At 70.6% G+C, this 21,594-nt stretch carries 27 protein-coding genes, 2 tRNA genes and 1 riboswitch; of the genes, 18 read left to right on the top strand and 11 right to left on the bottom strand.

The features are described from left to right. The first annotated feature begins 87 nt into the window (after positions 1-87). The 4 genes from ETD85_RS20095 (at position 88) to ETD85_RS67290 (ending at position 2,159) form a co-directional block, all read left to right on the top strand. Positions 88-564, top strand: a complete 477-nt coding sequence (locus tag ETD85_RS20095) for an ATP-binding protein (protein WP_138691275.1) — start codon at positions 88-90, stop codon at positions 562-564. Positions 565-763: 199 nt separating this feature from the next. Beyond that, complete coding sequence (locus ETD85_RS20090; protein ID WP_240779257.1) at positions 764-1,459, top strand: TetR/AcrR family transcriptional regulator; 696 nt, start codon at positions 764-766, stop codon at positions 1,457-1,459. Further along, complete coding sequence (locus ETD85_RS67295) at positions 1,449-1,685, top strand: VOC family protein (protein ID WP_206058416.1); 237 nt, start codon at positions 1,449-1,451, stop codon at positions 1,683-1,685. The genes ETD85_RS20090 and ETD85_RS67295 overlap by 11 nt, the downstream gene beginning before the upstream one ends. A 90-nt stretch (positions 1,686-1,775) precedes the next feature. Beyond that, complete coding sequence (locus ETD85_RS67290) at positions 1,776-2,159, top strand: VOC family protein (protein ID WP_206058415.1); 384 nt, start codon at positions 1,776-1,778, stop codon at positions 2,157-2,159. Positions 2,160-2,229: 70 nt separating this feature from the next. Here ETD85_RS67290 and ETD85_RS20080 read toward each other — a convergent pair whose 3' ends face one another. From ETD85_RS20080 to ETD85_RS20050, 6 genes are all read right to left on the bottom strand, one after another. Continuing rightward, positions 2,230-2,730: a DinB family protein gene (locus tag ETD85_RS20080; RefSeq protein WP_138691274.1), complete on the bottom strand. Its 501-nt coding sequence runs from the start codon at positions 2,728-2,730 to the stop codon at positions 2,230-2,232. Next, positions 2,720-3,502: a hypothetical protein gene (locus ETD85_RS20075; protein ID WP_170246757.1), complete on the bottom strand. Its 783-nt coding sequence runs from the start codon at positions 3,500-3,502 to the stop codon at positions 2,720-2,722. The genes ETD85_RS20080 and ETD85_RS20075 overlap by 11 nt, the downstream gene beginning before the upstream one ends. 52 nt (positions 3,503-3,554) lie before the next feature. After that, positions 3,555-3,977, bottom strand: a complete 423-nt coding sequence (locus ETD85_RS20065; RefSeq protein WP_240779256.1) for a DoxX family protein — start codon at positions 3,975-3,977, stop codon at positions 3,555-3,557. Positions 3,978-4,168: 191 nt separating this feature from the next. Next, entirely contained in the window at positions 4,169-4,678 is a 510-nt protein-coding gene (locus ETD85_RS20060; RefSeq protein ID WP_206058414.1) for a nuclear transport factor 2 family protein, read from the bottom strand. Next, positions 4,675-6,237 (bottom strand): dipeptide ABC transporter ATP-binding protein, encoded by a 1,563-nt coding sequence (locus ETD85_RS20055; protein ID WP_138691272.1) that lies wholly within the window; start codon positions 6,235-6,237, stop codon positions 4,675-4,677. Before ETD85_RS20055 ends, ETD85_RS20060 begins: the two co-directional genes overlap by 4 nt. Before the next feature lie 176 nt (positions 6,238-6,413). After that, a tRNA-Pro gene (locus ETD85_RS20050) sits at positions 6,414-6,487 on the bottom strand. 89 nt (positions 6,488-6,576) lie between these two features. On the opposite strand from ETD85_RS20050, the gene ETD85_RS20045 reads away from it, so the two are divergent. The 5 genes from ETD85_RS20045 (at position 6,577) to ETD85_RS20025 (ending at position 10,389) form a co-directional block, all read left to right on the top strand. Then, positions 6,577-6,650, top strand: a tRNA-Gly gene (locus ETD85_RS20045). Positions 6,651-6,816: 166 nt separating this feature from the next. Beyond that, positions 6,817-7,395 carry an alpha/beta fold hydrolase gene (locus ETD85_RS20040; RefSeq protein WP_138691271.1) on the top strand — a complete coding sequence of 193 codons (579 nt, stop codon included), beginning with the start codon at positions 6,817-6,819 and terminating at the stop codon, positions 7,393-7,395. Positions 7,396-7,434: 39 nt separating this feature from the next. Continuing rightward, positions 7,435-8,103 (top strand): nucleoside/nucleotide kinase family protein, encoded by a 669-nt coding sequence (locus ETD85_RS20035; RefSeq protein ID WP_240779255.1) that lies wholly within the window; start codon positions 7,435-7,437, stop codon positions 8,101-8,103. Beyond that, on the top strand, positions 8,096-8,986 hold the full coding sequence (locus ETD85_RS20030; protein WP_138691270.1) for an LLM class flavin-dependent oxidoreductase: 891 nt from the start codon (positions 8,096-8,098) through the stop codon (positions 8,984-8,986). Before ETD85_RS20035 ends, ETD85_RS20030 begins: the two co-directional genes overlap by 8 nt. 92 nt (positions 8,987-9,078) lie before the next feature. Then, positions 9,079-10,389, top strand: coding sequence for a TrpB-like pyridoxal phosphate-dependent enzyme (locus tag ETD85_RS20025; protein WP_138691269.1), 1,311 nt, complete (start codon positions 9,079-9,081; stop codon positions 10,387-10,389). A gap of 38 nt (positions 10,390-10,427) precedes the next feature. Here the strand turns inward: ETD85_RS20025 and ETD85_RS67505 are convergent, their stop codons facing one another. Then, the gene (locus ETD85_RS67505) at positions 10,428-10,505 is read right to left on the bottom strand and encodes a 50S ribosomal protein bL37 (RefSeq protein ID WP_371252575.1); all 78 of its coding nucleotides are present in this window, start codon (positions 10,503-10,505) and stop codon (positions 10,428-10,430) included. 139 nt (positions 10,506-10,644) lie between these two features. Here ETD85_RS67505 and ETD85_RS20020 point away from each other — a divergent pair, with 139 nt between their 5' ends. The 4 genes from ETD85_RS20020 to ETD85_RS20005 all read left to right on the top strand — a co-directional run bounded on the left by ETD85_RS20020 (position 10,645) and on the right by ETD85_RS20005 (position 14,542). Beyond that, positions 10,645-11,424: a DeoR/GlpR family DNA-binding transcription regulator gene (locus ETD85_RS20020; protein ID WP_138691268.1), complete on the top strand. Its 780-nt coding sequence runs from the start codon at positions 10,645-10,647 to the stop codon at positions 11,422-11,424. Next, entirely contained in the window at positions 11,421-12,500 is a 1,080-nt protein-coding gene (gene galT / locus ETD85_RS20015; protein ID WP_138691267.1) for a galactose-1-phosphate uridylyltransferase, read from the top strand. Before ETD85_RS20020 ends, galT begins: the two co-directional genes overlap by 4 nt. A gap of 68 nt (positions 12,501-12,568) precedes the next feature. Further along, a riboswitch (cyclic di-AMP (ydaO/yuaA leader) is annotated at positions 12,569-12,708 on the top strand. 5 nt (positions 12,709-12,713) lie between these two features. After that, complete coding sequence (locus ETD85_RS20010; protein WP_138691266.1) at positions 12,714-13,670, top strand: coiled-coil domain-containing protein; 957 nt, start codon at positions 12,714-12,716, stop codon at positions 13,668-13,670. A gap of 137 nt (positions 13,671-13,807) precedes the next feature. Next, positions 13,808-14,542: a hypothetical protein gene (locus ETD85_RS20005; protein WP_138691265.1), complete on the top strand. Its 735-nt coding sequence runs from the start codon at positions 13,808-13,810 to the stop codon at positions 14,540-14,542. Between the two features lie 73 nt (positions 14,543-14,615). Here the strand turns inward: ETD85_RS20005 and ETD85_RS20000 are convergent, their stop codons facing one another. Continuing rightward, the gene (locus ETD85_RS20000) at positions 14,616-14,966 is read right to left on the bottom strand and encodes an MmcQ/YjbR family DNA-binding protein (RefSeq protein WP_138691264.1); all 351 of its coding nucleotides are present in this window, start codon (positions 14,964-14,966) and stop codon (positions 14,616-14,618) included. A 4-nt stretch (positions 14,967-14,970) separates the two neighbouring features. Continuing rightward, the gene (locus tag ETD85_RS19995; RefSeq protein ID WP_138691263.1) at positions 14,971-16,275 is read right to left on the bottom strand and encodes a M50 family metallopeptidase; all 1,305 of its coding nucleotides are present in this window, start codon (positions 16,273-16,275) and stop codon (positions 14,971-14,973) included. Positions 16,276-16,431: 156 nt separating this feature from the next. Here ETD85_RS19995 and ETD85_RS19990 point away from each other — a divergent pair, with 156 nt between their 5' ends. Next, positions 16,432-17,028 (top strand): response regulator transcription factor, encoded by a 597-nt coding sequence (locus ETD85_RS19990; protein ID WP_138691262.1) that lies wholly within the window; start codon positions 16,432-16,434, stop codon positions 17,026-17,028. Positions 17,029-17,158: 130 nt separating this feature from the next. Here the strand turns inward: ETD85_RS19990 and ETD85_RS19985 are convergent, their stop codons facing one another. Further along, the gene (locus tag ETD85_RS19985; RefSeq protein ID WP_138691261.1) at positions 17,159-18,274 is read right to left on the bottom strand and encodes a PP2C family protein-serine/threonine phosphatase; all 1,116 of its coding nucleotides are present in this window, start codon (positions 18,272-18,274) and stop codon (positions 17,159-17,161) included. Positions 18,275-18,392: 118 nt separating this feature from the next. On the opposite strand from ETD85_RS19985, the gene ETD85_RS19980 reads away from it, so the two are divergent. Together ETD85_RS19980 and ETD85_RS63195 are read left to right on the top strand one after the other, a co-directional pair. Then, positions 18,393-19,622, top strand: coding sequence for a GNAT family N-acetyltransferase (locus ETD85_RS19980; RefSeq protein WP_138691260.1), 1,230 nt, complete (start codon positions 18,393-18,395; stop codon positions 19,620-19,622). A 15-nt stretch (positions 19,623-19,637) separates the two neighbouring features. Then, entirely contained in the window at positions 19,638-19,784 is a 147-nt protein-coding gene (locus tag ETD85_RS63195) for a hypothetical protein (RefSeq protein WP_170246756.1), read from the top strand. Between the two features lie 7 nt (positions 19,785-19,791). Here the strand turns inward: ETD85_RS63195 and ETD85_RS19975 are convergent, their stop codons facing one another. Next, on the bottom strand, positions 19,792-20,259 hold the full coding sequence (locus tag ETD85_RS19975; RefSeq protein ID WP_138691259.1) for a ribose-5-phosphate isomerase: 468 nt from the start codon (positions 20,257-20,259) through the stop codon (positions 19,792-19,794). 90 nt (positions 20,260-20,349) lie between these two features. On the opposite strand from ETD85_RS19975, the gene def reads away from it, so the two are divergent. Next, entirely contained in the window at positions 20,350-20,835 is a 486-nt protein-coding gene (gene def, locus ETD85_RS19970; RefSeq protein ID WP_138691258.1) for a peptide deformylase, read from the top strand. A 9-nt stretch (positions 20,836-20,844) separates the two neighbouring features. Continuing rightward, positions 20,845-21,573: an SDR family oxidoreductase gene (locus ETD85_RS19965; protein ID WP_138691257.1), complete on the top strand. Its 729-nt coding sequence runs from the start codon at positions 20,845-20,847 to the stop codon at positions 21,571-21,573. The last annotated feature ends 21 nt before the right edge of the window (positions 21,574-21,594 follow it).

The following is a 21,594-nucleotide window of genomic DNA, read 5'->3' as shown; positions in this document are numbered from 1 at the left end:
GGATCGTGACCCATGATGGCTTAGTGCATAGTGGGATATTGGGCCAAACATGCACTAACAAAGGTTGAACGGGGAGGTATCGGCGGCATGGTGGAGGATCCTCTGGCCACTGCCGATTGCCTGCAGATAACCCGCGAGGTCGGCTTCGACCACCTGCTCATGGGCGGGAAGCCGTACGCGACCTCGTGCCCCTTGCCCTTTCAGGCCGACTCGGTGAAGACCGCCAGGGACGTGACCCGCTCGACGCTGCGGCGGTGGGGGTTGCACGAGCTGAGCGACGACGCCGCGCTCGTGGTGTCCGAGCTGGTGACGAACGCGGTCAGGTACGCGATGTACGCGGCCGGCCGCCGGGAGATCGAGCTTCTGCTCATGCGGATGGCCCCGCACGTGCTGCTGGCGGTGGCGGACCCGAGCGACGACGTGCCACGGCCCAAGGAGCCCGACTTCATCTCGGAGAACGGGCGCGGCCTTTACATCGTCGAAACGTACAGCCAGTGCTGGGGCTGGGACCCGCTCGACCGCGGCGGCAAGGCCGTCTGGGCGCTGTTCCGCACCGAATCCTGAGCTGAGCCGTCCCGCTCCGGCGCGGCCCCTCCATCCTGTACGGCTGCACCGGCCATTTCGAGAGAACGCTCTCCAACCCCGGGCCGCCTTCACGTACACCTTGCGAGAAACCACCTTTCGCCCACGCCTGCGAGCCTTCGTGACTGAAATGCTAAATTGGTCACCGGTCACCAGTCATACGGCGAGAGAAGGGCACTCTGTGCGAGCCGACCAGGGCGGGCGCGCCGATCGGATCCTCGACGCGGCGAAGGACCTGCTGCTGCGCTGGGGATACCGGCGCGTGACGATCGACGAGATCGCCAAGCGGGCCGAGGTCGGCAAGGGCACGATCTACCTGCACTGGCGCACGCGCGAGCAGCTGTTCTTCGCCGTCGGCGCCAGGGAGGCGGTCGCGATGATCGACGCGGTCGTCGCGGCCATGCGGGCCGACCCCGGCGAGATCGCCCTGCATCGGTACATGCGCAGGTTCTTCGTCGAGGCGATGAGCCGGCCCGTGTTGCGCGCTCTCTTCACCCGGGACGTGGAGATGCTCGACAAGTTCCTCTCCAGCCCGGCCAGAAAGCCCTTGCAGGGCGCCAAGCTGCTGGCCTCGCGCGAATACCTGGGCGTGCTGGCCGGGCACGGCCTGCTGCGGCCGGATCTGCGGCCCGCGGACCTGGACTACTCGTTGCCGACGATCGTGTTCGGGTTCTTCGGGGTCGAGCCGCTGCTCCCCGCCGAGCTCGATCTCGGGCTGGAGGAGAAGGCCGGGCACCTGGCCGACACGCTGCGCAGGACGTTCGAGCCCGAGCGGCTGCCGGACTGCGGGCCGGCCTCGGCGCGGGTGATCGAGGTCTTCGAGCAGCTCTCCCGCGACTTCCGCGACGCCGCCTACGGAGGCACCGATGGATCATGACATCAGCGGGCTGCACCACGTGGGCCACCTCGTACACGACATGGACCAGGCCCTGGAGCTGTACCGGCGGCTGGGGTTCGCCCTGCCGGGGCCCGCGTACCCGGTGCTGGAGGAGCCGCCCCAGCCGTTCGGGGTCGGCAACACGCACGCGTACTTCCCCGGCAACTTCATATCGAGCTGGTCACGGTCGCCGGCTCGGGACGAGTGCCCGCGGACGCCCGGCTGATCCCGCTGCGCGCGTCCGAGGAGGCACTCCCCCGTCTCAAGGAGGCCATCCGCGGGACCGCCGCGAACCTGGCGTCCTGCTTGCGGCGGGATGCACATCCTGATGTTCGACTCGCCGGACATCGCGCGCGCCGCCGCCCGGCTGGAGGCGAACGGGGTCGGGCACGGCGGGGTGCAGGCGGCCCAACGACCGGTGGAGACGGCTGACGGGGTGCGGATGGAGCCTGTCCGCTTTCTGGAGATAGACGGGCTGGGGCCCGGGCTCGTACCCGAGGGCAGGGTCGGGCTGGCCGCGAACTCCCCCGCTTCCGACGCCGCGGCGCAGACCTGTGACCATCCCAACGGTGCCGTCGCGCTGGTGGAGTGCGTGCTGTGCGTGGCCGGCGGCGAGCTGGACGACGTCGAGCGGCGTTACGAGCGGTATCTGGGACGGGCGGCGTTCGGCGTCGCGATCGTCTTCCGTCAGGCCGCCTGATCACACCGACGACGGGCCGGGTGATGGGGGCGGCCGGGTGGTGAGGGCGGCCAGGTGATGGGGGCGGCCGTTATTCGCCGGTCACGCCGTCGATACGCTCGCGTAGCAGGTCCGCGTGACCGTTGTGCCGGGCGTACTCCTCGATCATGTGGATGAGGATCCAGCGGTGGGAGCAGTCCTGCCCGTTGCGGTCGCCGACGGCGTCCAGCGGCTTGGCGGCCGAGATGGCGCGGGCGCGGGCGATCTCGTCCTCCCAGGTCGCGAAGGCCTCCTCGGCGGAGGCGGCGTCGACCTCCTTGAAGTCGGCGTCGTTGTCGCGGTCCTTGTCCCAGAGCTTGGGCAGGTCCTCGCCGTTCAGCACGCGGCGGAACCAGCTGCGTTCGACGTGGGCCATGTGCCTGACCAGGCCGAGCAGGGACAGGTTCGAGGGCGGCGCGGAGCGCAGGCGCAGTTGCTCCGCCGACAGACCGGCGCACTTGACGGCGAGTGTGCCGCGGTGCCATTCGAGCCAGTTGTTCAGGACGGTCAGCTCGTCGCCGGTCAGGGGTGGTGGGGTACGGCTATCGATCACGAGGCTCGACCTTAGCCGCCCGCCGCGACTGCTCGGGCCGGTGGCCGGCGCGGCGTTCGGCTTGGAAGAAGCGGAAGACCGCCGCGCGGACGGACTCGTCCCCGACGTTGCCGACGAAGGCGTCCGGGGTGTCGCCGCACAGGTGGCGTAACGCGGGCGAGTCGTCGAGCAGGGACTGGATCAGAGCTCGCTGGGGCCCGAGTCGCAGGGGGCGGCCCGCCGCGTCGGCCAGGAGGCCGTGCCTTCCTTCGTAGGCGAAGGCGGGTGCGAGCCGCTCTCCCCCGATGATCACCGGGTGTTCCAGGGGCTTCCTGCGGTAGTTGGGCTCGGTGAGGTCGAGTGCCGCGAGCTGGCGCTCGTCGAGCCACAGCGCGTACAGCGTGGAGGTCTCGCCCGGGGTCTCGAGCGGCGCGGCCGGCACGTAGCCCCATCTGCTCACGTGAGCGGAGACGCCGGGCGCGATGCCGGGCGCGTCGGCGAGCGTCATGGGGACGACGGGGCGTACGCCGTGGTCGAGGAACTTCCTGCGTAATTGGCTGGGTGCGGCGTTGGACCCCACGGCGACGACGAGATGGCGCGCGGCCGGCGGGTGGCACTCCAGGCGGGCCAGGAGGGCTCCCAGCGTCTCCTCCCCGGCCCGCCACTCCCCCGGCGGGCCTCCGGCGGCGCGCAGGGGCACGTAGGCGTCGTCGAGCAGGACTCCGGACCCGGCCGGGATGCGGCCGGGGTAGGTGAGCGGGCACGACATCGGATCGTCCGCGAAGAGCTCCACGCCCTCCAGCATGACCGCCCCGCCCTGTCACCTATCGGTGGGCCGGGCGCTGTCACCTACCGGTGAGTCTGGCCCACAGCGCCGCGATGCTCGCCCGCCGCCCCCATGCGATCACGGCGGACAGTACGAGCAGGAGCAGCGGCAGGAACACGCCACCGCCCGAGACGAACGCCTCGGTCAGCGTCGCGCCGCACATCAGGCCGACGAACGCCAGCGCCGCCGTTCCCGCCAGCCGCGGCACGAACAGCGCCGCCGCCCCCGCCACCTCCAGCACCGCCACCAGGTGGCGGAACCAGTCGCCGAGCCCGATCGCCTCGAACGTCGAGGCCGCCGGCTCGGCGTTGGTGAACTTGCCCATGGCCGACATCAGGAAGAACCCGGCCACCGCGACCTGGAGAACCCACAGGGCGACGTTGAGCACGCGCCCCCCGGTGGTCGCCGTCCGGTCGGGTGAGTGCGGTGCGGTCCTGGTCACGATCTCGTACCTCCCTTTAGCTGCATGTCTCCGACGTTAGGCGCGAAGATCGGCGGGGAGAATCGCCTCAGGTGCCGGGCAGGGGTGTACCTACGTGCACTCCCGCCGCAGCAGGTCCCTCCCAGATCGGAAGAAACCTTCTGGTCGGCATCGAGGCACACCTCGGCGCCACGGCGGGCTGGCCGAGGCACTCATTCCGCGGCCGGCCTCGCCGCCGTCGGCAACGGCGGCGAGCCGGCGGCGACCAGCCCGGTGATCGGTGACACCGTGCGCCGGGCGATCAGCCACCTGCCCTCGAACTGTTCGAAGTCGTCCTCCACCAGGCCGATCGTCGTCCAGTCCGCCGGGCGGAGGTCACCTTGGGACGCGTTGGCCTGGTACCAGTGCCAGACCGTCGCGTACGCGGACACGGACGGCCGGCCCGCCTCCCATTCGATGGCGATCTGCCCGAGCACGTGAGCCACCATCTGCTGCCGCCGCCTGGGCCCGTCCAGCATGTAGGCCGTGAACTCAGCGCGCCCGTTGAACCGGTGCGGCGCGGGGAGGTGGTATTCGATGACGGCGTCCGGCGTGAAGCACTCCTCCCCCAGCCGCTCGAACTGACGAGTGTCCACCAGGCGGAAGAACCGCAGGAAGGTCCGGTATATCTCCCGCTCCGCCTCGATGGTGGCGAGCAGCGTCTCGTTCGATGACGACATCATGAGGTCCTTTCCAGCCCGCCGCCCGGGACGGCGGCGAGCAGTTCCTGGGTGTAGCCGTGGTCGGGGTGGTTGAAGACGGCGTCGGTAGCGCCGGTCTCGACGATGCGGCCCGCCCGCATGACCGCGACCCGATGGGCGATCCGGCGGACGACGGCCAGGTCGTAAGTGATCAGCAGGTAGGCGACGCCCGTGTCGTCCTGCAGCTCGCCCAGCAGGTCCAGCACCTGCGTGCGTACCGACACGTCCAGGGCGGAGACGGGCTCGTCGCAGACGACGAGTTCGGGAGAGAGCGCCAGCGCGCGGGCGATCGCGACGCGCTGCCGCTGGCCGCCGGAGAGCTCGGCGGGGCTGCGGCGCAGCACCGATCCGGGCAACGCGACCCGGTCGAGCAGCTCCCGGGCGCGCGCGGTGCGGGAGGTCCGGTCGCCGACGCCGAACGCGCGCAGCGGCTCGATGATCACTTCCTCGATCGAGAAGCGCGGATCGAGCGAGGCATACGGGTTCTGGTACACCAGCTGCGCGCGGCGGCGCAGCGCTCGCACCCGGGCTCCTGAGTGGGAGGTGACGTCCTCGCCGTCGAAGACGATCCGACCGGCGGTCGGCTCCAGGAGGCGCAAGATCAGCCTGGCGGTGGTGGTCTTGCCCGATCCCGACTCGCCGACCAGCGCCAAGGTCTCGCCGCGGCCGATGGTGATGCTGACGTCGCCTACCGCGCGTACCGTTCGCGCCGCCCCGCTCACGTGCGGCAGCGGGTACTCCTTGACCAGGTGCTCCGCCGAGACGAGCGGTGGGGCGCCGGCGTCCGGCCGCGCGACGGCGCGGGGGCGGGTGACGGCCTGGGCCGGCAGGGCATGCAGCAACCGGCGGGTGTAGCGGTCGCGGGGACGGCGTAGCACGTCGTGCACCGGGCCGCTCTCCACGATGCGGCCTTCGTGCATCACGGCCAGGCGGTGGGCCCGGTCGGCGGCGACTCCAAGGTCGTGGGTGACCAGGAGGACGGCCGCGCCGGTCTCCTGCGTGAGCCGCTGGATGTCGTCCAGGATCACCCGCTGCACGGTGACGTCCAAGGCGCTGGTCGGCTCGTCGGCGATGATCAGCTTGGGTCGGGCGGCGACCGCGATGGCGATGAGCGCGCGCTGCCGCATGCCACCGGACAGCTCGTGCGGGTACTGCCGCGCCCGGACCGCGGGCTCGGACAGGCCGGCCCGGCGCAGCAGCTCGATCGCCTCGCTCCTGGCGGAGCGGCGGGTGGCCAGGCCGTGGATCCGCAGCACTTCGGCCACCTGCTCGCCGACGCGTTTGACCGGATTGAGGGAGACGGCCGGGTCCTGAGGAATGAGCCCGATCTGGACGCCCCGTACGGCGCGCAACTCCCGCTCCGACAGCGCGCCCAGGTCGTGGGGGCCGAACCCGATGCGGCCGGCCTCGATCCGCCCTCTGGCGGGCAGGAGCCCGACGATCGCGTGGGCGAGCGTGCTCTTGCCCGAGCCGGACTCGCCGACCAGCGCGACGATCTCCCCCGGCCGGACGTCGAGATCGACCGACCGTACGGCGGGCACGGCGCCCGACCGCGGCGTCCGCGACCGACCTCACGGGCCGGCGCCACCTCCCGTACCGGCATGGTGGCGCGGAACGCGGCATGCGGACGGTGGTGATCGTGAGACGGTTGCGAGACGGGCAGCAGAAAGGCCCCGTCTCACCGAAGTGAAACAGGGCCTCGACCTGCACCTACCTGTCGGGGCGACAGGATTTGAACCTGCGACTTCTTGCTCCCAAAGCAAGCGCGCTGCCAAGCTGCGCCACGCCCCGTCTCGCCGAGTGCGCATACGCTCCGGGACTCCGGTACGCTTACGCCCTGACGACCGGATGAAGTCTAGACCAGAGTTCGACCGGTTCGCGCGGACGTAGCTCAATGGTAGAGCCCTAGTCTTCCAAACTAGCTACGCGGGTTCGATTCCCGTCGTCCGCTCCAGAGGACGAAAGGCCAGGTCACCGGGGTTCGGGGCCTGGCCTTTCACGATCTTCGGATCTTCCGCAGCTTCTTCCCGATCTCCGTGGCAAGGGCCCGTCACCACGGCTCCCTGGCGGGCGGTAAATGGCTTGGTGATCTCGCGTGGCGGCGACTTACACTGCGCCCTATGGCCTCCGAGAAGATCTCCCCGCTTCCCACCCGGCACGAGGGCGATCCGGGCCGCGTGGCGGTGCTGCTGCCCGGCCAGGCTTACACGGCTGCCCGTCCCCTCCTCCACTTCGCCCGCGCGGTGCTCGTGCAGCACGGCTGGTCCGTCCAGGAGATCTGGTGGGACGCCCCCACTGGCCCGACGGTCGAGCACCGGGAGAAGTGGGTCATCGACCAGGCGCGGCAGGCGCTCGACGCCGAGAAGGCCGACCGGCTGCTCCTGGTCGGCAAGTCGCTCGGCACGTTCGCCGCGGCCGAGGCCGCGGATCGCGGGCTGCCGGCGATCTGGCTGACCCCGCTGATCACCATGGGCGGCGTCCTGGAGTCCGTGCGTCGCAGCACGGCGCCCACGCTCCTGGTCGGGGGCACGGGTGACCAGTCGTGGGACGGTGCGGCCGTGCGGACCATGGATCACCGGTACGTCGAGATCCCCGATGCCAACCACGGCCTCGAGATCCATGGCGACCCGGTCGGCTCGGTCCAGATACTCAAGGATGTGACGGCGGCCATGTCCCGTTTCGTGGCGGAGCTCGGCTGAGCCACCGTCCTGCCGGGGTCACCCGCACCGCCGCGTCGCGTGCGGGCTCGTAAGCTGGCGATGATGATGCGTGCGCGAGCGATCTCCCGTGACGTGCTCGTCGAGGAGCTGGCCGAGCTGATCGCCGCCCGGCCCCCGCGGGAGTGGGTGCGGGTGGCCGTGGACGGCGCGCCCGCCGCGCGCCCCGGCCGGCTCGCCGACGAGTTGGTCGCCCCGCTGCGGCTGCGCGGCCGGCCCGTGCTGCGCGTGTCCGCCGGCGACTTCCTGCGGCCCGCCTCCCTGCGGCTGGAGCACGGCAGGACCGACCCCGACGCCTTCTACGAGGACTGGCTCGACGCCAAGGCCCTGCGCAGGGAGGTGCTCGAACCGCTGGATCCGGGCGGGTCGGGGCAGGTGCTGCGGGCGCTCTGGGACAGCCGGGTCGATCGGGCATACCGGCTGCCGTACCAGGAGCTGCCTGCGGGCGGCGTGGTGGTGGTCGACGGGACGCTGCTGCTGGGGCGGGGGCTGGCGTTCGAGCTCAGCGCGCACGTGTGGCTGTCCCCCGGCGCGCTGGCGCGCGGCACGCCGGCGGATGAGCGGTGGCGGCTGCCCGCGTACGAGCGGTACGAGCGGGAGGTACGGCCCCAGCGGGCGGCGGACGTCGTGGTCAGGGCCGATCATCCGGATCGCCTGGCGGTGCTGGTGCAAGATGAGGATCATGAGTGACTACGGGCGGCCGCTGGAGTTCGGCTATTTCCTGGTGCCGGAGGCGGAGGCGCCGCTGGTGGAGCTGGCGCGGCGGGCCGACGCGCTCGGGCTCGACCTGATCGGCGTACAGGACCATCCCTACCAGCGCAGATACGTCGACACCTGGACGCTGCTCAGCGTGATCGCGGCGCGGACCGAGCGGATCCGGGTCTTCCCCGACGTGGCGAGCCTGCCGCTCAGGCAGCCGGCCGTGCTGGCCAAGTCCGCCGCCAGCCTCGACCTGCTCAGCGGCGGCCGGGTGGAGCTCGGGCTGGGCGCGGGCGCGTTCTGGGACGCCATCGAGGCGTACGGCGGCCCGCGCCGCGCCCCCAAGGAGGCACTCGGCGCGCTCGAAGAGGCGATCACCGTGATCCGGGCCATCTGGAGCGGCGAGCGCAACCAGCGTTTCGACGGCGAGCACTACCGGCTCAAAGGCGCGCAGGCCGGTCCGGCGCCCGCGCATCCGATCGGGATCTGGCTCGGCGTGCGCGGGCCCAAGGCGCTCGCGCTGGCCGGGCGGGTGGCGGACGGGTGGCTGCCGTCGTCCTCATGGGCGACCCCCGAGGTGCTGCCCGAGCTGAGCGCGCGCCTCGACGACGCGGCGCGGGAGGCGGGCAGGGAGCCCGGCGAGCTGCGCCGCGTCTACAACGTCAACGGGACCATCACCGGCGGCTCGTCGGGCGGCTTCCTGAACGGGCCGGTGGAGCAGTGGGTGGAGGAGCTGGCCGATCTCGCGCTGGGCTACGGGATCGACGGGTTCGTGTTCTGGCCGGAGGGGGAGCAGCAGGCGCAGCTCACGTTGTTCGCCGAGCGGGTGGTGCCGGAGGTGCGCCGGCAGGTGGCACTCGAACGAGGCGCGTGACTCGCCTGGGCGGGTGACGCTGAAACGAGGCGCGTGACTCGCCTCGGCGGGTGACGCTGGAACGATCCGCGTAACCGGCGCAGACTGAAGCGATGATCCCCAGCGACTGGTACAACATCGTTCCTGACCTGCCCGCTCCGCCTCCACCGCCGCTGCATCCCGGCACGCGGCAGCCCATAGGACCCGACGACCTGGCCCCGCTCTTCCCGATGGAGCTGATCGGCCAGGAGGTGAGCGGCGAGCGGTTCGTCCCGATCCCGCAGGAGGTGCTGGACGTCTACCGGCTGTGGCGGCCGACGCCGCTCCTGCGGGCGCGCCGGCTGGAGCGGGCACTCGGCACGCCGGCCAGGATCTACTACAAGTACGAGGGCGTCTCGCCCGCGGGCTCGCACAAGGCGAACACGGCCGTCCCCCAGGCGTACTACAACGCCCGCGAGGGTGTGCGGCTGCTCACCACCGAGACCGGCGCCGGGCAGTGGGGCTCGGCTCTGGCGTTCGCCTGCGCCCAGTTCGGCGTCGAATGCCAGATCTGGATGGTCCGCGCCTCCTACGACCAGAAGCCGTACCGCCGCTCCCTGATGCAGGTGTACGGCGCCACCGTCCACGCCAGCCCGTCCCCCGTGACGGGCTCGGGCAGCAAGGTGCTGGCCGACGACCCGGACTCGCCCGGCAGCCTGGGCATCGCGATCAGCGAGGCGGTCGAGGTGGCCGGCGCGACGCCCGACGCCCGCTACTCGCTCGGGTCGGTGCTCAACCACGTGCTCATGCACCAGACGGTGATCGGCGAGGAGGCGCTCGGCCAGCTGCCCGAGATGCCGGACCTGGTCATCGGCTGCACCGGAGGCGGCTCGAACTTCGCCGGCCTCTCCTTCCCCTTCCTGCGCGAGAAGCTGGCGGGACGGATCAAGACGGTGTTCCGAGCGGTCGAGCCCGCCGCCTGCCCGTCGTTCACGCGCGGCGTCTACGCCTACGACTTCGGCGACACCGCCGGGTTCACGCCCCTGCTCAAGATGCACACGCTGGGGCACTCGTTCGTGCCCGACCCGATCCACGCGGGCGGGCTGCGCTATCACGGCATGTCGCCGCTGCTGTCCCACATGTACGACCTGGGGCTGTTCGAGGCGGTCACCCGTTCCCAGAGCGAGTGCTTCGAGGCCGGCGTCCGCTTCGCCAGGACGGAGGGCATCGTCCCCGCGCCCGAGCCGACGCACGCGCTGGCCGAGACCATCGCCGAGGCCCTGCGCTGCAAGGAGAGCGGCGAGGAGAAGGTCATCCTGACCGCGCTCTGCGGCCACGGCCACTTCGACCTGGGCGCCTATGACCGGTATCTGGCGGGCGACCTGGAGGACTACACGCTGCCCCAGGACCGCATCGACCAGGCGCTCACCGAGCTGCCCGGCTGAGAGAGCAAAAAGGGTGGCCGCCCCCGAGCGGCCACCTCTCAACGTGCGGTCGGGCGCTTGCCGTGGTTCGCCTTCTTCTTCTTGCGTGCCTTGCCCTTGCGTGCGCGCCTGGCCATAGGCTGCCTCCCGGTGCTCGGTACGAGGTGAGCAACCAACGTCTCGCGGCTGCGCCGGCCAGGCAAGCGACCCGCCCGAACTAACATTCCCCAACAATTCCATGTCATAATTTGGTGGAATCTGTTGGAAGGAGCGGGCGTGCTCGCACAGCAGCGGCAGCAGGCGATCCTCGAACGCGTACGCACGAGCGGAGGCGTGCGGGTCGCCGACCTCGTACGCGAGCTCGGCGTCTCCGACATGACCATCCGCCGCGACCTCGAGGTGCTGGCCGAGCGCGGGCTCCTGGAGAAGGTGCACGGCGGCGCGACCGCCCTCGGCCCCGGCTCGACCGAGGAGCCGGGCTTCGCCGCCAAGTCCGCCCGCCAGCAGCCGGAGAAAGAGGCCATCGCGCGGCGCGCGGCCCAGCTCGTCCGGCCAGGCACGGCCGTGGCGCTCAGCGCGGGCACCACGACGTGGGCGCTGGCCCACCATCTGATCGGCATCCCCGAGCTGACCGTGATCACCAATTCGATCCCCGTCGCCGAGGTCTTCCACCGCAACCCGCTCACCGACAGGACCGTCGTGCTGACCGGCGGGGTGCGCACGCCGTCCGACGCCCTGGTGGGCCCGGTGGCCGTGGCGGCGATCCGCCGCCTGCACGTGGACACGCTGTTCCTCGGAGTGCACGGGATGAGCGTGCGGGCCGGGTTCACCACGCCCAACCTGCTCGAGTCCGAGACCGACAGGGAGCTGGTCGCGGCCGCGCACCGGCTGGTCATCCCCGCCGACCACACCAAGTGGAACACGGTCGGCATCAGCACCATCGCCGAGCTGAGCGAGGCCGACGTGGTCATCAGCGACGCGGGGCTGACCGAGGACGCACGCATGGAGCTGGCCGAACGGGCCGGCGAACTGATCATCGCGGAGGGCACGTCTTGAAGCGCACCATCACCCACCTGGCCGACGGCCGAGAGCTGATCTACTTCGACCGGCACGACGACGCCGACAGGAGCGCGATCGACCGGCGGGTGCTCGACCCCCGGCCGGTGGCCTCCGAGCTGCGCTACGACCCGCTGACCGAAGAGTGGATCGCGATGGCGGGGCATCGGCAGACGCGGACGTTCCTGCCGACCGGCACGGCCGCCGAGTGCCCGTTGTGCCCCTCGTCGGACACGCGGTCCTCGGAGATCCCGGCGTACGACTACGACGTGGTGGTGTTCGAGAACCGCTTCCCCTCCTTTTCCGGAAATTTCGGGACCTATAGCGAGCCGGGCGGATTGAGTGAGGTACGGCCGGGCGTGGGGCGTTGCGAGGTGGTCTGTTTCACCTCCGAGCATTCGTCATCCTTCTCCCGGCTCTCCGACGCCCAGGTCGAGCTGGTCATGGAGGCATGGGCCGACCGCACCGCCGAGCTGTCCGGCATCGAGGGCGTGGAGCAGGTGTTCTGCTTCGAGAACCGGGGCGAGGAGATCGGCATCACGCTCGCCCACCCGCACGGCCAGATCTACGCCTACCCGTACGTCACGCCGCGGACCAAGCTCCAGCTCGGCGCGGCGGCGCGCTATCAGGGAGCGGGCAACCTGTTCGCCGACGTGCTGGCCGCCGAGCGCGCCGCGCGGACGCGCGTGGTCGCCGCCAACGAGCTGTGGACGGCCTTCGTGCCCGCCGCCGCGCGCTGGCCGTTCGAGGTGCACATCTACCCGCACCGGCAGGTGCCCGACCTGGCGGCGCTGTCGGAGACGGAGCGGGCCGCGTTCGCCCCGCTCTACACCTCGGTGCTGCGGGCCTTCGACGACCTGTTCGGCGTCGTGATGCCGTACATCTCGGCCTGGCACCAGGCGCCGGTCCGCCAGGACCGCGAGCTGGGCTACCTGCACCTGGAGCTGTTCAGCATCAGGCGCGCGCCCGGCAAGCTGAAGTATCTGGCCGGATCGGAGTCGGCGATGGGCGCCTTCGTCAACGACGTGCTGCCGGAAGAGGCCGCTGGCATGCTTCGGTCACAAGTAGATCACTAATGGATTGCTAGTTAGGGTCGCATTACTCGTGATCTACCACTAACATCCCCATATGCACCGGCCATAACAGGTCGTTGTTGCCTAATTCCGGGCGCGTCGCCCGGGAGCCGGGGACCCATCGCACATGGGGTGAATCCACTTCGGTGGTAGGGAAGCGCTCCCATGCCCGAACCCGTCAGCTAACCCGGCCGGCAGAGGGAGAGGAACATCTACGTGGCGGCTTTGTCCCCCGCGAAACTTGCCATCGGTCTCATCGTCGCAGCCGCCATCGCCCTCTTCCCGGCGACCTCGGCCGCGGCCGATCCCAAACCGACGGAATCCGAGCTCCGCGCCCAGCTCAAGCAGCTCAACAGCAAGGTCGACAAGCTGATAGAGACGTACAACCTCAAGCGCGTCGAGCTGGCCAAGGCGCAGGAAGCCGCCGAGTCGGCCAAGGACCGGCTGGCCACCGCGGAGCAGACGCTCACGGCGGCCGAGCAGCGGGTCGCCGAGATCGCCACCCTTCGCTACCAGGCCGGAGAGTCCTCGCTGCCCGGCCTCATGGTGCCCGACAGCAGCGGCGGAGCCCTCGTGCTCGACCACCTCATCGCCGAGCAGCAGGCCGTCGTGCAAAGCGTGGCCAAAGCCAGGGACGACAAGAAGAAGGCCGCCGAAGAGGCCGCCGCGCTCGCCACGAAGATCGGCGGGGACACGGCGGAGGTGGCCGGCCAGCGCGACGAGGCCGAGGACGTCATCGACGACATCAAGAAGAAGCTCCAGGACCTCGTGCCGTTCGGCACCGGCCGCAACTCCGACGGGAGCTGGGCGCCCGAGCTGCCCGCCGGCTCGGACAACATCACCCCTCGGACCCGGCTGATGAAGGCCCAGGTGGAGAAGAACTTCTCGCTGCCGTTCGACGTGGGCTGCTTCCGCGCGGGCTCCAGCGGCGAGCACCCGCTCGGGCGGGCCTGCGACTTCATGATGAGCACGGGCGGCTCGATGCCCAGCGCGGTCAACAACGCCCTGGGGGACCGGATCGCGGAATGGGCGCTCAAGAACAAGGGCCGGCTCGGGATCAAGTACGTGATCTGGCGGCAGCGCATCAACCAGGGATCCGGCTGGCGCGCCATGTCGGACCGGGGCAGCATCACGGAGAACCACTTCGACCACGTACACATCTCCATGAACTGAGCGCGGGCCGGCCGCTCTCTCCCCACGCCGGCCCGCATCCCAGTACAGTGGCGCCTCGTACGCATGATCACGTGTAGCGGATCTGCGGCGAGGAGGAGATCCTGGCGCTGCAGCCGCCACCGCAGCTCAACCTCGTCGTGTCGTGGCCGCTGATCGACGAGGTCGCGCTGCACGAGGCCGGGACCAAGCGGATCTCCTTCGCGCTGACGGCGGTGCGCGTCTCCTCGGCCGCCGGCACGCACGCCGCCCGGACCACCACGCGCAACGCGGGCGAAGGGGTCCGGGCGTTCGACGGCGACTGGCACGACACCTCGGCCCGCTCCGGGGACGCGATCACCGCCGCCCTGCTCATCGGCGGTGCGCTGCGGCTCTCGGCCATGATCGTGCCGGCCATGAAGGTGGCGCTGATCGTCGTGCTCCTCCGGCTCGCACTGAACCTGGCGCGCCTGGCCACGGCCTCGGGGCCGACGGGCGGCGCGTCGCTGGCGGCCGTGCCCGCCATCGTGGGCGACGCCAGGACGGCCGGGCGGGAGACCGTCCGCAAGATGGGCGACCTGCTGGGACGCAGCACGTCATGCCTGTTCGACCGGGCCTCCGCGCTGCTGCGCAGGCCGCCCGCCAAGGTGGGGGCCGGCGCGATCCCGCCCGGCAAGCGCCCGCCGACCCCGGTACGCAGCCCCGACAACTACCTTGAGGCGGCGGCCGACAAGAGCGTCGACGTCAAGAGCATCACGCCTTACCCCATCTGGCGCCGCGACCGCGCGCCGGTCTACCGGGCCGCGGACAGGTCTACCGCACCCTCGCACTCCCTGACCACCTCCCCTGTCATCGGCGCAGCCGGCGCGAGGAGGCGCCGATCCAAACGTGCCTGATCAGGGCCGTGAGGCCGGATTCCCCGATGGGATCGGACCACGGCGCGGCGCGTGGCGCAGAGCAGGGCGCGGGTCAGGGCATGCGGGCGACGAGCGACTTGGGGGCGATCCGGCGGTAGGCGTCGGCCACGATCTCCTCCACCTCCGCCCAGTCCACCTCGACGTCCAGGTAGACGCCGAGCCATCCCCGGTGCCCCACGTAAGGGGGGCGGAAGAAGTGCTCGGGGTCTTCCGCGACCATCTCCTCCTGCACCCCGGGAGCGGCCGCGCACCAGAACGCCAGCCGGTCGTCGTGATGGTGGTCGGCGAACATCACGAACGTCTTCTTGTCCCTGACGAACCAGGTCGGCTCACCGTGGCTGAGCCGCTCGGTGGTCTCCGGCAGCGCCAGGCACAGCTCGCGCAGCCGCTCCAGCGCGTCCACCGGATCAGCCGGTCAGCGTGAGCGGGTTGACCAGGTCGGCGTAGACCAGCAGCCCAGCCATGATCATCATCACGAGCGCGATCGCGTACGTCAGCGGCAGCACCTTGGCGATGTCCACATATTTCGGCTCCGGCCGCCGCATGATCTTGGCGAAGGCCCGCTTGATCCCCTCCCACAGCCCGCCGGCGATGTGGCCGCCGTCGAGCGGCAGCAGCGGGATGAGGTTGAACATGCCGATCGCCAGGTTGAAGCCCGCCAGCAGGTTGACGAAGATCGCGATCTTCTTCTCGTTGGACAGGTCGGAGGCGAGGATCTCGCCGCCCATGCGACCAGCCCCGACCACGCCCACCGGGCCCTCGGGGTCGCGCTGCTCGCCGGAGAACGCCGCGTGCCAGACCCCGACCATCTTCTCCGGCAGGTTGATCAGCGAGCCCGCCACCCGGCCCGTGAGCTCGCCCATGTAGCCGAGGACCTGGCCGATGCTCTGCGTCTGCATGACCTCGGTGGGCAGGACGCCGAGGAAGCCGACGTTCTTGTCGATCTTCTTCGGGTCCTGGAGGTTGGGCCGGTCCTGGGCGATGAGCGTGACGTTGAGCGTCATCGGCTTGCCGTCGCGGACGATGCCGAGCGCGACCGGGCCGGGGCCGTGGGAGCGGATGAGGCGGGTGGCGTCGTCCCAGGAGGTGATCTGCTGCCCGCCGAAGGAGACGATGTGGTCGCCCGGCTTCATCCCCGCCTGCGCGGCGGGCGTGGGCTTGTCGGTGGACTTGCAGTCGGTGCGCTGCTCGGAGATCGGGATGACGCACGTGTTGGTCTCGGGCGACACGATCGGCGCCCACCCCGGCAGCCCGATGCCGACCAGCAGGATGCTGAAGAACACGAAGGCGAGCACGAAGTTCATCGCCGGGCCGCCGGACATGATGATGACCTTCTGCCACCACTTCTTGCGGTAGAAGACCCGGTCCTCGTCGCCCGGCCGCACCTCTTCCTGCGCGGCGTCGCGGGCGGACTCGATGAGCCCCTGCCAGGGCCCCGTCGCCGTGCTGCGCAGCTTCGTGGGGTCGTCGCCGGGACGCGGCGGCAGCATGCCGATCATGCGGATGTAGCCGCCGAGCGGGATCCACTTGACGCCGTATTCGGTCTCGCCCTTCCGCCGCGACCAGGCCGTCGAGCCGAAGCCCACCATGTATTGGGTCACCTTAACGCCAAAGATCTTGGCGGGTATGAGGTGGCCGATCTCGTGCAACGCGATGGAGAACATCAACCCGAGCAGGAAGATGACGATCCCCACGAGATAGAGCCAGTTCATCTAGACGCGCTCCACAGCAGACGGCAAGGGCAGACGAAAGGTTCGACAGCCCCAGAGTAGTCGAACTCCCCGCAGCGCACGGCTTGCGCGCCTTTTGGAGAGCATTGACAGTACGCGATCAAACGATCACTCTAAGAGACGACGGAGGGGGACGTCTTGATCCGCATACTCATCGCCGAACACCTGCCTTTGGTCCGCCGCGGCCTGCTCGCCACGCTCGGCGCCGAGCCCGACCTGCGGGTGGTCGCCGAGGTCGGCCGCCCCGACGACGTGGTGAGCGCGGCGCTGGCCGGGGGGCCGAACGTCGCCGTCGTCGACCTCGACCTGCCGGGGCTGCCGGTCGCCGCCCAGCTCACCGAGCAGGCGCCGGGCTGCGGGGTGCTGATCCTGTCGGCCGCGCCCAACCCCGGTCAGGTGCGCAGGGCGCTGACGGCGAACGCTTTGGGCTTCATGAGCCTGTGCGTGCCACCCGAGCGCCTGGCCGAGGGGGTGCGCCAGGTCGCGGCGGGCCGGCGGGCCATCGAGCCGGAGCTGGCGGTGGCCGCGCTCCAGTGCGCCGCCAATCCGCTGACCAGGCGGGAGCTCGATGTGCTGCGGATCGCGGCGGGCGGGGCGCGCTCGACGGAGATCGCCGACGAGCTCTTCCTGTCGGTCGGGACCGTGCGCAACCATCTGTCGCGGATCATGTGCAAGACGGGCGCGCGCAACCGCCTCGACGCCGTACGGATCGCCAGCGACAGCGGCTGGCTGTGAGCAGCCGAGATGGTACGGGACCCCGGTGAAGCCGCGCCGCTCCGCCGGGGCCCGAACTCCTAGAGGATCTCAGCAGCGCGAAGCCCGCTGCCAGTGACCGCCATCACGACCTCACCCGTGTGAAACGTCACTACGGACGCCAGATCAGCACCAGCGCGCAGTCGTCGTTGTGCCCCGACGACATGGAGTTGACCAGCGCCCTGGCGCCGTCACGGAACCCGGAGGGCAGCAGCCGCTCCGCCTCCCCGAGCAGGCGGTCGAGCCCGGCGTCGATGTCGCGGCCCGGCTGCTCGATCAGCCCGTCGGTGTAGAGCAGCAGCGCGTCGCCCTTGCGCAGGGTGCCGCTGTCGGGCTCGCAGTGCAGGTCGGGCACCACGCCGAGGACCACGCCCTTGGCCGTGGCGACCTGCCAGTTTCCGGTGCCCGCGTCGAACTTCACCACCGGCGGATGCCCGGCCGAGGTGATCGTGTAGTCGCCCGTCGCCAGGTCGAGCCGCACGTGCACCGCGGTCACGAACCCCTCGTCGCCCCGCTGTCGGTGCAGGTAGGCGTTGCACGCGGGCAGGAAGTCCTCGACCGAGCCGAGCAGGCCGCCGAACGTGCCGGACAGCAGCAGCGCCCTGGTGCCCGCGTCGACGCCCTTGCCCGACACGTCGACCAGGGCGATCTCGACGGAGTCGCCGTCGCGCATGGAGACCAGGAAGTCGCCGCCGAACGACGAGCCGCCCGCCTGCTTGAGCACGACCTTGCCGCCCCAGTCCTTGGGCAGCGGCGGCAGCTCGCCCTGGCTCCGCAGCCGGTCGCGCAGCTCCAGCAGCATCGCGTCGCCGCGCAGGCCCTGCACGCCCAGCTTGCCCCTGGTGCGGGCCATGAGCACGGCGAGCACGGTGGTGAACCCGATCGTCACGGTGAGCCCGAGCCCGATGCGGGCCACGCCCAGCGTGATCGCGATGTAGGCCAGCGCAACGCCGACGGCCACGAGCAGCTTGACCAGGCTGGCCAGCCGGAGCTGGAGCCCGCCGACCAGGGTCACCAGGATGAGCAGTGAGGGCGAGAACCACTCGGTGGACACCTTCGCGGCCAGGGCCCCGATGACGAGCGCGAGCACGGACAGGGTGATGAGCAGGTTGCGGTCGCGGCCCAGCGGGCCCCTGCGGACGAACCGGACTGCGGACACGAGAAACGGAACCCGCACCAGGACGGCGCGGACCCGTGGCGGGATCAGCGGCGCCGGACGGGAACTCATGATGCGCCTGACTGTATCGGTCTGACCCCTGTTTGGGCAGCCCACTTGACCAAGGCCTTGATCATTAAGCACGGATATTGGGTGGCCGTCCCCCTTTGCCCGCTCCTACCTTGGACGGATGACGTATCCGATCCGCCCGATTGACGAGTCCGAGTGGCCGGCCTTCGCCGGGGTCCTCCAGGAAGCGTTCAACTGGACGCCTCACCCCACGCAGACAGAGCGGTTCAAGTCCGAGACCGAGTTCGACCGGACGCTCGCCGCCTTCGACGGCGACGTCATCGCCGGAGTCACCTCCATCTTCAGCTTCACCATGACGGTGCCGGGCGCCCAGCTCCCCGTCGCGGGGGTGACGAGCGTCAGCGTGCTGCCCTCCCATCGCCGCCGCGGCGTGCTGACCTCGCTGATGCGCAGGCAGCTCGCCGACATCCGTGAGCGCGGCGAGAGCGTCGCCGCCCTCTACGCCTCCGAGGCCACGATCTACAGGCGGTACGGATACGGCAGAGCGGCCAGCGAGCTGTCCTTCCACATCCGCAGGCACGGCTCGGCGTTCGTCAGGAACGCGCCCCAGGACCCGGCGCTGCGGATCAGGGTGGCCAAGCCCGCCGACGTGAGCGACGAGATGCAGCAGCTGTTCGCCTCCGTCGTGTCCCGCCGGCCAGGACGCTACGAGCGCAGGCCGCAGACCTGGACCGGCCTGCTGGCCGACGAGGAGTTCGACCAGCGCGGCGCGGGCTCGCTGCGCGCGGTGCTGGCCGAGGACGACGGCGGCGTGCGCGGCTACGCGCTGTTCCGGGTCAAGTCGGCCTGGGACGACAACGGCGTCCCGGACGGCGAGCTGCGGCTGTTCGAGCTGGAGGCGGCCGATCCCGCCGCCTACGCCCTGCTCTGGCGCAGCGTCCTGGACCGGGACCTGGTCTCCAGGGTCGAGGCGGGCACCAGGCCCGTGGACGACCCGCTGATCGCGCTGCTGGCCGACCCCCGTCAGCTGCGCGCGCGGTGGGGCGACGAGCTCTGGGTCCGCCTGGTCGAGGCGGACGTGGCGCTGGCCGCGCGGGCGTACTCGGCGGCGGTGGACGTGGTGATCGAGGTCGAGGACGACATGTGCCCGTGGAACGCCAGGCGCTGGCGGCTCACCGCCGACCTGACGGGCGCCGAGTGCAAGCCCGTCGAGGACGAGCCCGACATGACGCTGCCGATCACCGCGCTCGGATCGGCGTACATGGGCGACGGGCTGCTCATGGAGTCGCTCGAGGCGGGCCTGCTGCGCGAGCACTCGCCCGGCACGGTGCGCTCGCTGGCCACCGCCATGTCGTGGAGTCCGAAACCGTGGGCGGGCCTGACGTTCTGACGTAAGGTCGAAGGTATGGCGCTGCAAAGTCTGCAGATCACGGCGATCATCGCCATGCGTGCCCGCGACGTCTCCAAGCCGTCGAAGGAGCAGCAGGAGGCCGCCGACCGGCGGCCCCTGCGCGATGAGATGCCCAGACGTGATGCGAAACGCAAGAGCTAGGCCGTGATCACGGCAGTGAGGGGAGCTGGCCGATCGTCTCGTAGGTGGTCAGCTGGGCGATCCGCCTGCTGTGGCGCTCGCTGCCGGAGAACGACGTCGTCAGGAAGACCTCGACGAACCTGGTCGCCTCCTCCGTGGAGTGCATGCGGGCGCCGACGCTGACGACGTTGGCGTTGTTGTGCTCGCGGGCCAGGCTCGCCGTCTCCTCGCTCCAGGCCAGGGCGGCGCGGATGCCGCGCACCTTGTTGGCGGCGATCTGCTCGCCGTTGCCCGAGCCGCCGATGACGATCCCCAGGCTGCCGGGATCTTCCGCGACGCCTTCCGCGGCGCGCAGCACGAACGCGGGATAGTCGTCCTCGGCGTCGTAGACGAAGGGACCGCAGTCGGTCACCTCGTGGCCGTGGTCCTTGAGCCAGGACACGAGGTGATTCTTGAGCTCATAGCCGGCATGGTCGGCACCGATGTAGACACGCACCTGACCAGTCTTCCACAGCCCCGGCGCTCGGTCTCGCTGACTAGAGTAAGGACCCCTAGCGTTGTCCAGTCCTTACGAAAGTGGAGATCCATGCGTGACATCCGCGTCATCGGCGATCCGGTGCTGCGCACGCCCGCCGAGCCGGTGACGGACTTCGACCGCGAGCTGCGCCGCCTGATCGACGAGATGTTCCAGGCCATGTACGCGGTCAACGGCGTCGGACTGGCCGGCCCGCAGATCGGCGTGTCACGGCGGCTGTTCGTCTACGACATCGCCGGGCGCAAGGGCCACCTGGTCAACCCGGTCCTGACCGTCGACGACGAGGAAGAGGTGCTCGACGAGGAGGGCTGCCTGTCCGTGCCCGACCGCCAGTCCCGCCAGCCGATCTACGCCCCGGTCGCGCGGGCCGCGGGCGTGACCGTCGAGGGCCTCGACCGCCTGCAGCAGCCGGTCCGCGTCAAGGCCCGCGGCTCGCTGGCCCGCTGCTTCCAGCACGAGACCGACCACCTCGACGGCAAACTGTACGTCGACCGCCTCCCCAAGAACGAAGCCCGAAAGATCATGCTCAGAACGTAGGTTGGCCACATGAGCGTACTTTCGGGAAAAGGGGCATTGGTAACCGGAGGCTCCAGAGGCATCGGCAAGGCCGTCGTGGAGCGACTGACCCAGGACGGCGCCGAGGTCGTCTTCTGCTACGAGCACTCGGAGGAGGCGGCGCGCCAGGTCGCCAAGGAGACGGGTGCGCACGCCGTCCGCGCCGACCTCGGCGACCAGGCGGATCTGGCGCGGCTGTTCGCCGAGGCGGAGGCGCGGCTGCCCGGGCTGGACATCCTCGTCAACAACGCCGCCGTCACCGGGCAGATGGCCATGGCCGACATCACGGACGCCGACTACGAGCGGGTGTTCGCGGTGAACACCCGGGCCGTGTTCCTGGCCACGCAGTGGGCGGGACAGGTCATGCGGGACGGCGGGCGGATCATCACCATCTCCACGCTCAACACTCAGGTGCCCGCGCCCGGCCTGATGCTCTACTGCGGCAGCAAGGGCGCCATCGAGCAGTTCGCCAAGGTGGCGGCTCGGGAGCTGGGCGGGCGCGGGATCACCGTCAACGTCGTCTCGTCCGGCGCCACCGACACCGACATGCTGCGGGGCACCAACCCGCCTGAGGCGCTGGCCCAGACGGCGGCCTTCACCGCTCTGGGACGGCTCGGGCGTACCGACGACCTCGCGGCGGTGGTGGCCTTCCTCGCCGGCCCCGACGGGCGCTGGGTCACCGGGCACAACATCAACGCCACCGGCGGGATGATCGTCTGACGTCCGGCGCCGGGGCGGGTG

It is taken from the genome of Nonomuraea zeae (assembly GCF_005889725.1).
Taxonomy (GTDB): domain Bacteria; phylum Actinomycetota; class Actinomycetes; order Streptosporangiales; family Streptosporangiaceae; genus Nonomuraea; species Nonomuraea zeae.
Note: the sequence above shows the minus strand (reverse complement) of the source record. Positions and strands in the feature narration are given on the sequence as shown.

Excerpts from the sequence above, each read along its gene's own strand:
- ETD85_RS20095 (WP_138691275.1), top strand. The coding sequence starts at position 88 with ATGGTGGAGGATCCTCTGGCCACTGCCGATTGCCTGCAGATAACCCGC.
- ETD85_RS67295 (WP_206058416.1), top strand. The coding sequence starts at position 1,449 with ATGGATCATGACATCAGCGGGCTGCACCACGTGGGCCACCTCGTACAC.
- ETD85_RS67290 (WP_206058415.1), top strand. The coding sequence starts at position 1,776 with ATGCACATCCTGATGTTCGACTCGCCGGACATCGCGCGCGCCGCCGCC.
- ETD85_RS20060 (WP_206058414.1), bottom strand. The coding sequence starts at position 4,678 with ATGATGTCGTCATCGAACGAGACGCTGCTCGCCACCATCGAGGCGGAG.
- ETD85_RS20040 (WP_138691271.1), top strand. The coding sequence starts at position 6,817 with ATGGCCTCCGAGAAGATCTCCCCGCTTCCCACCCGGCACGAGGGCGAT.
- ETD85_RS20030 (WP_138691270.1), top strand. The coding sequence starts at position 8,096 with ATGAGTGACTACGGGCGGCCGCTGGAGTTCGGCTATTTCCTGGTGCCG.
- ETD85_RS20025 (WP_138691269.1), top strand. The coding sequence starts at position 9,079 with ATGATCCCCAGCGACTGGTACAACATCGTTCCTGACCTGCCCGCTCCG.
- ETD85_RS67505 (WP_371252575.1), bottom strand. The coding sequence starts at position 10,505 with ATGGCCAGGCGCGCACGCAAGGGCAAGGCACGCAAGAAGAAGAAGGCG.
- ETD85_RS19995 (WP_138691263.1), bottom strand. The coding sequence starts at position 16,275 with ATGAACTGGCTCTATCTCGTGGGGATCGTCATCTTCCTGCTCGGGTTG.
- ETD85_RS19985 (WP_138691261.1), bottom strand. The coding sequence starts at position 18,274 with ATGAGTTCCCGTCCGGCGCCGCTGATCCCGCCACGGGTCCGCGCCGTC.
- ETD85_RS19980 (WP_138691260.1), top strand. The coding sequence starts at position 18,393 with ATGACGTATCCGATCCGCCCGATTGACGAGTCCGAGTGGCCGGCCTTC.
- ETD85_RS63195 (WP_170246756.1), top strand. The coding sequence starts at position 19,638 with ATGGCGCTGCAAAGTCTGCAGATCACGGCGATCATCGCCATGCGTGCC.
- def (WP_138691258.1), top strand. The coding sequence starts at position 20,350 with ATGCGTGACATCCGCGTCATCGGCGATCCGGTGCTGCGCACGCCCGCC.
- ETD85_RS19965 (WP_138691257.1), top strand. The coding sequence starts at position 20,845 with ATGAGCGTACTTTCGGGAAAAGGGGCATTGGTAACCGGAGGCTCCAGA.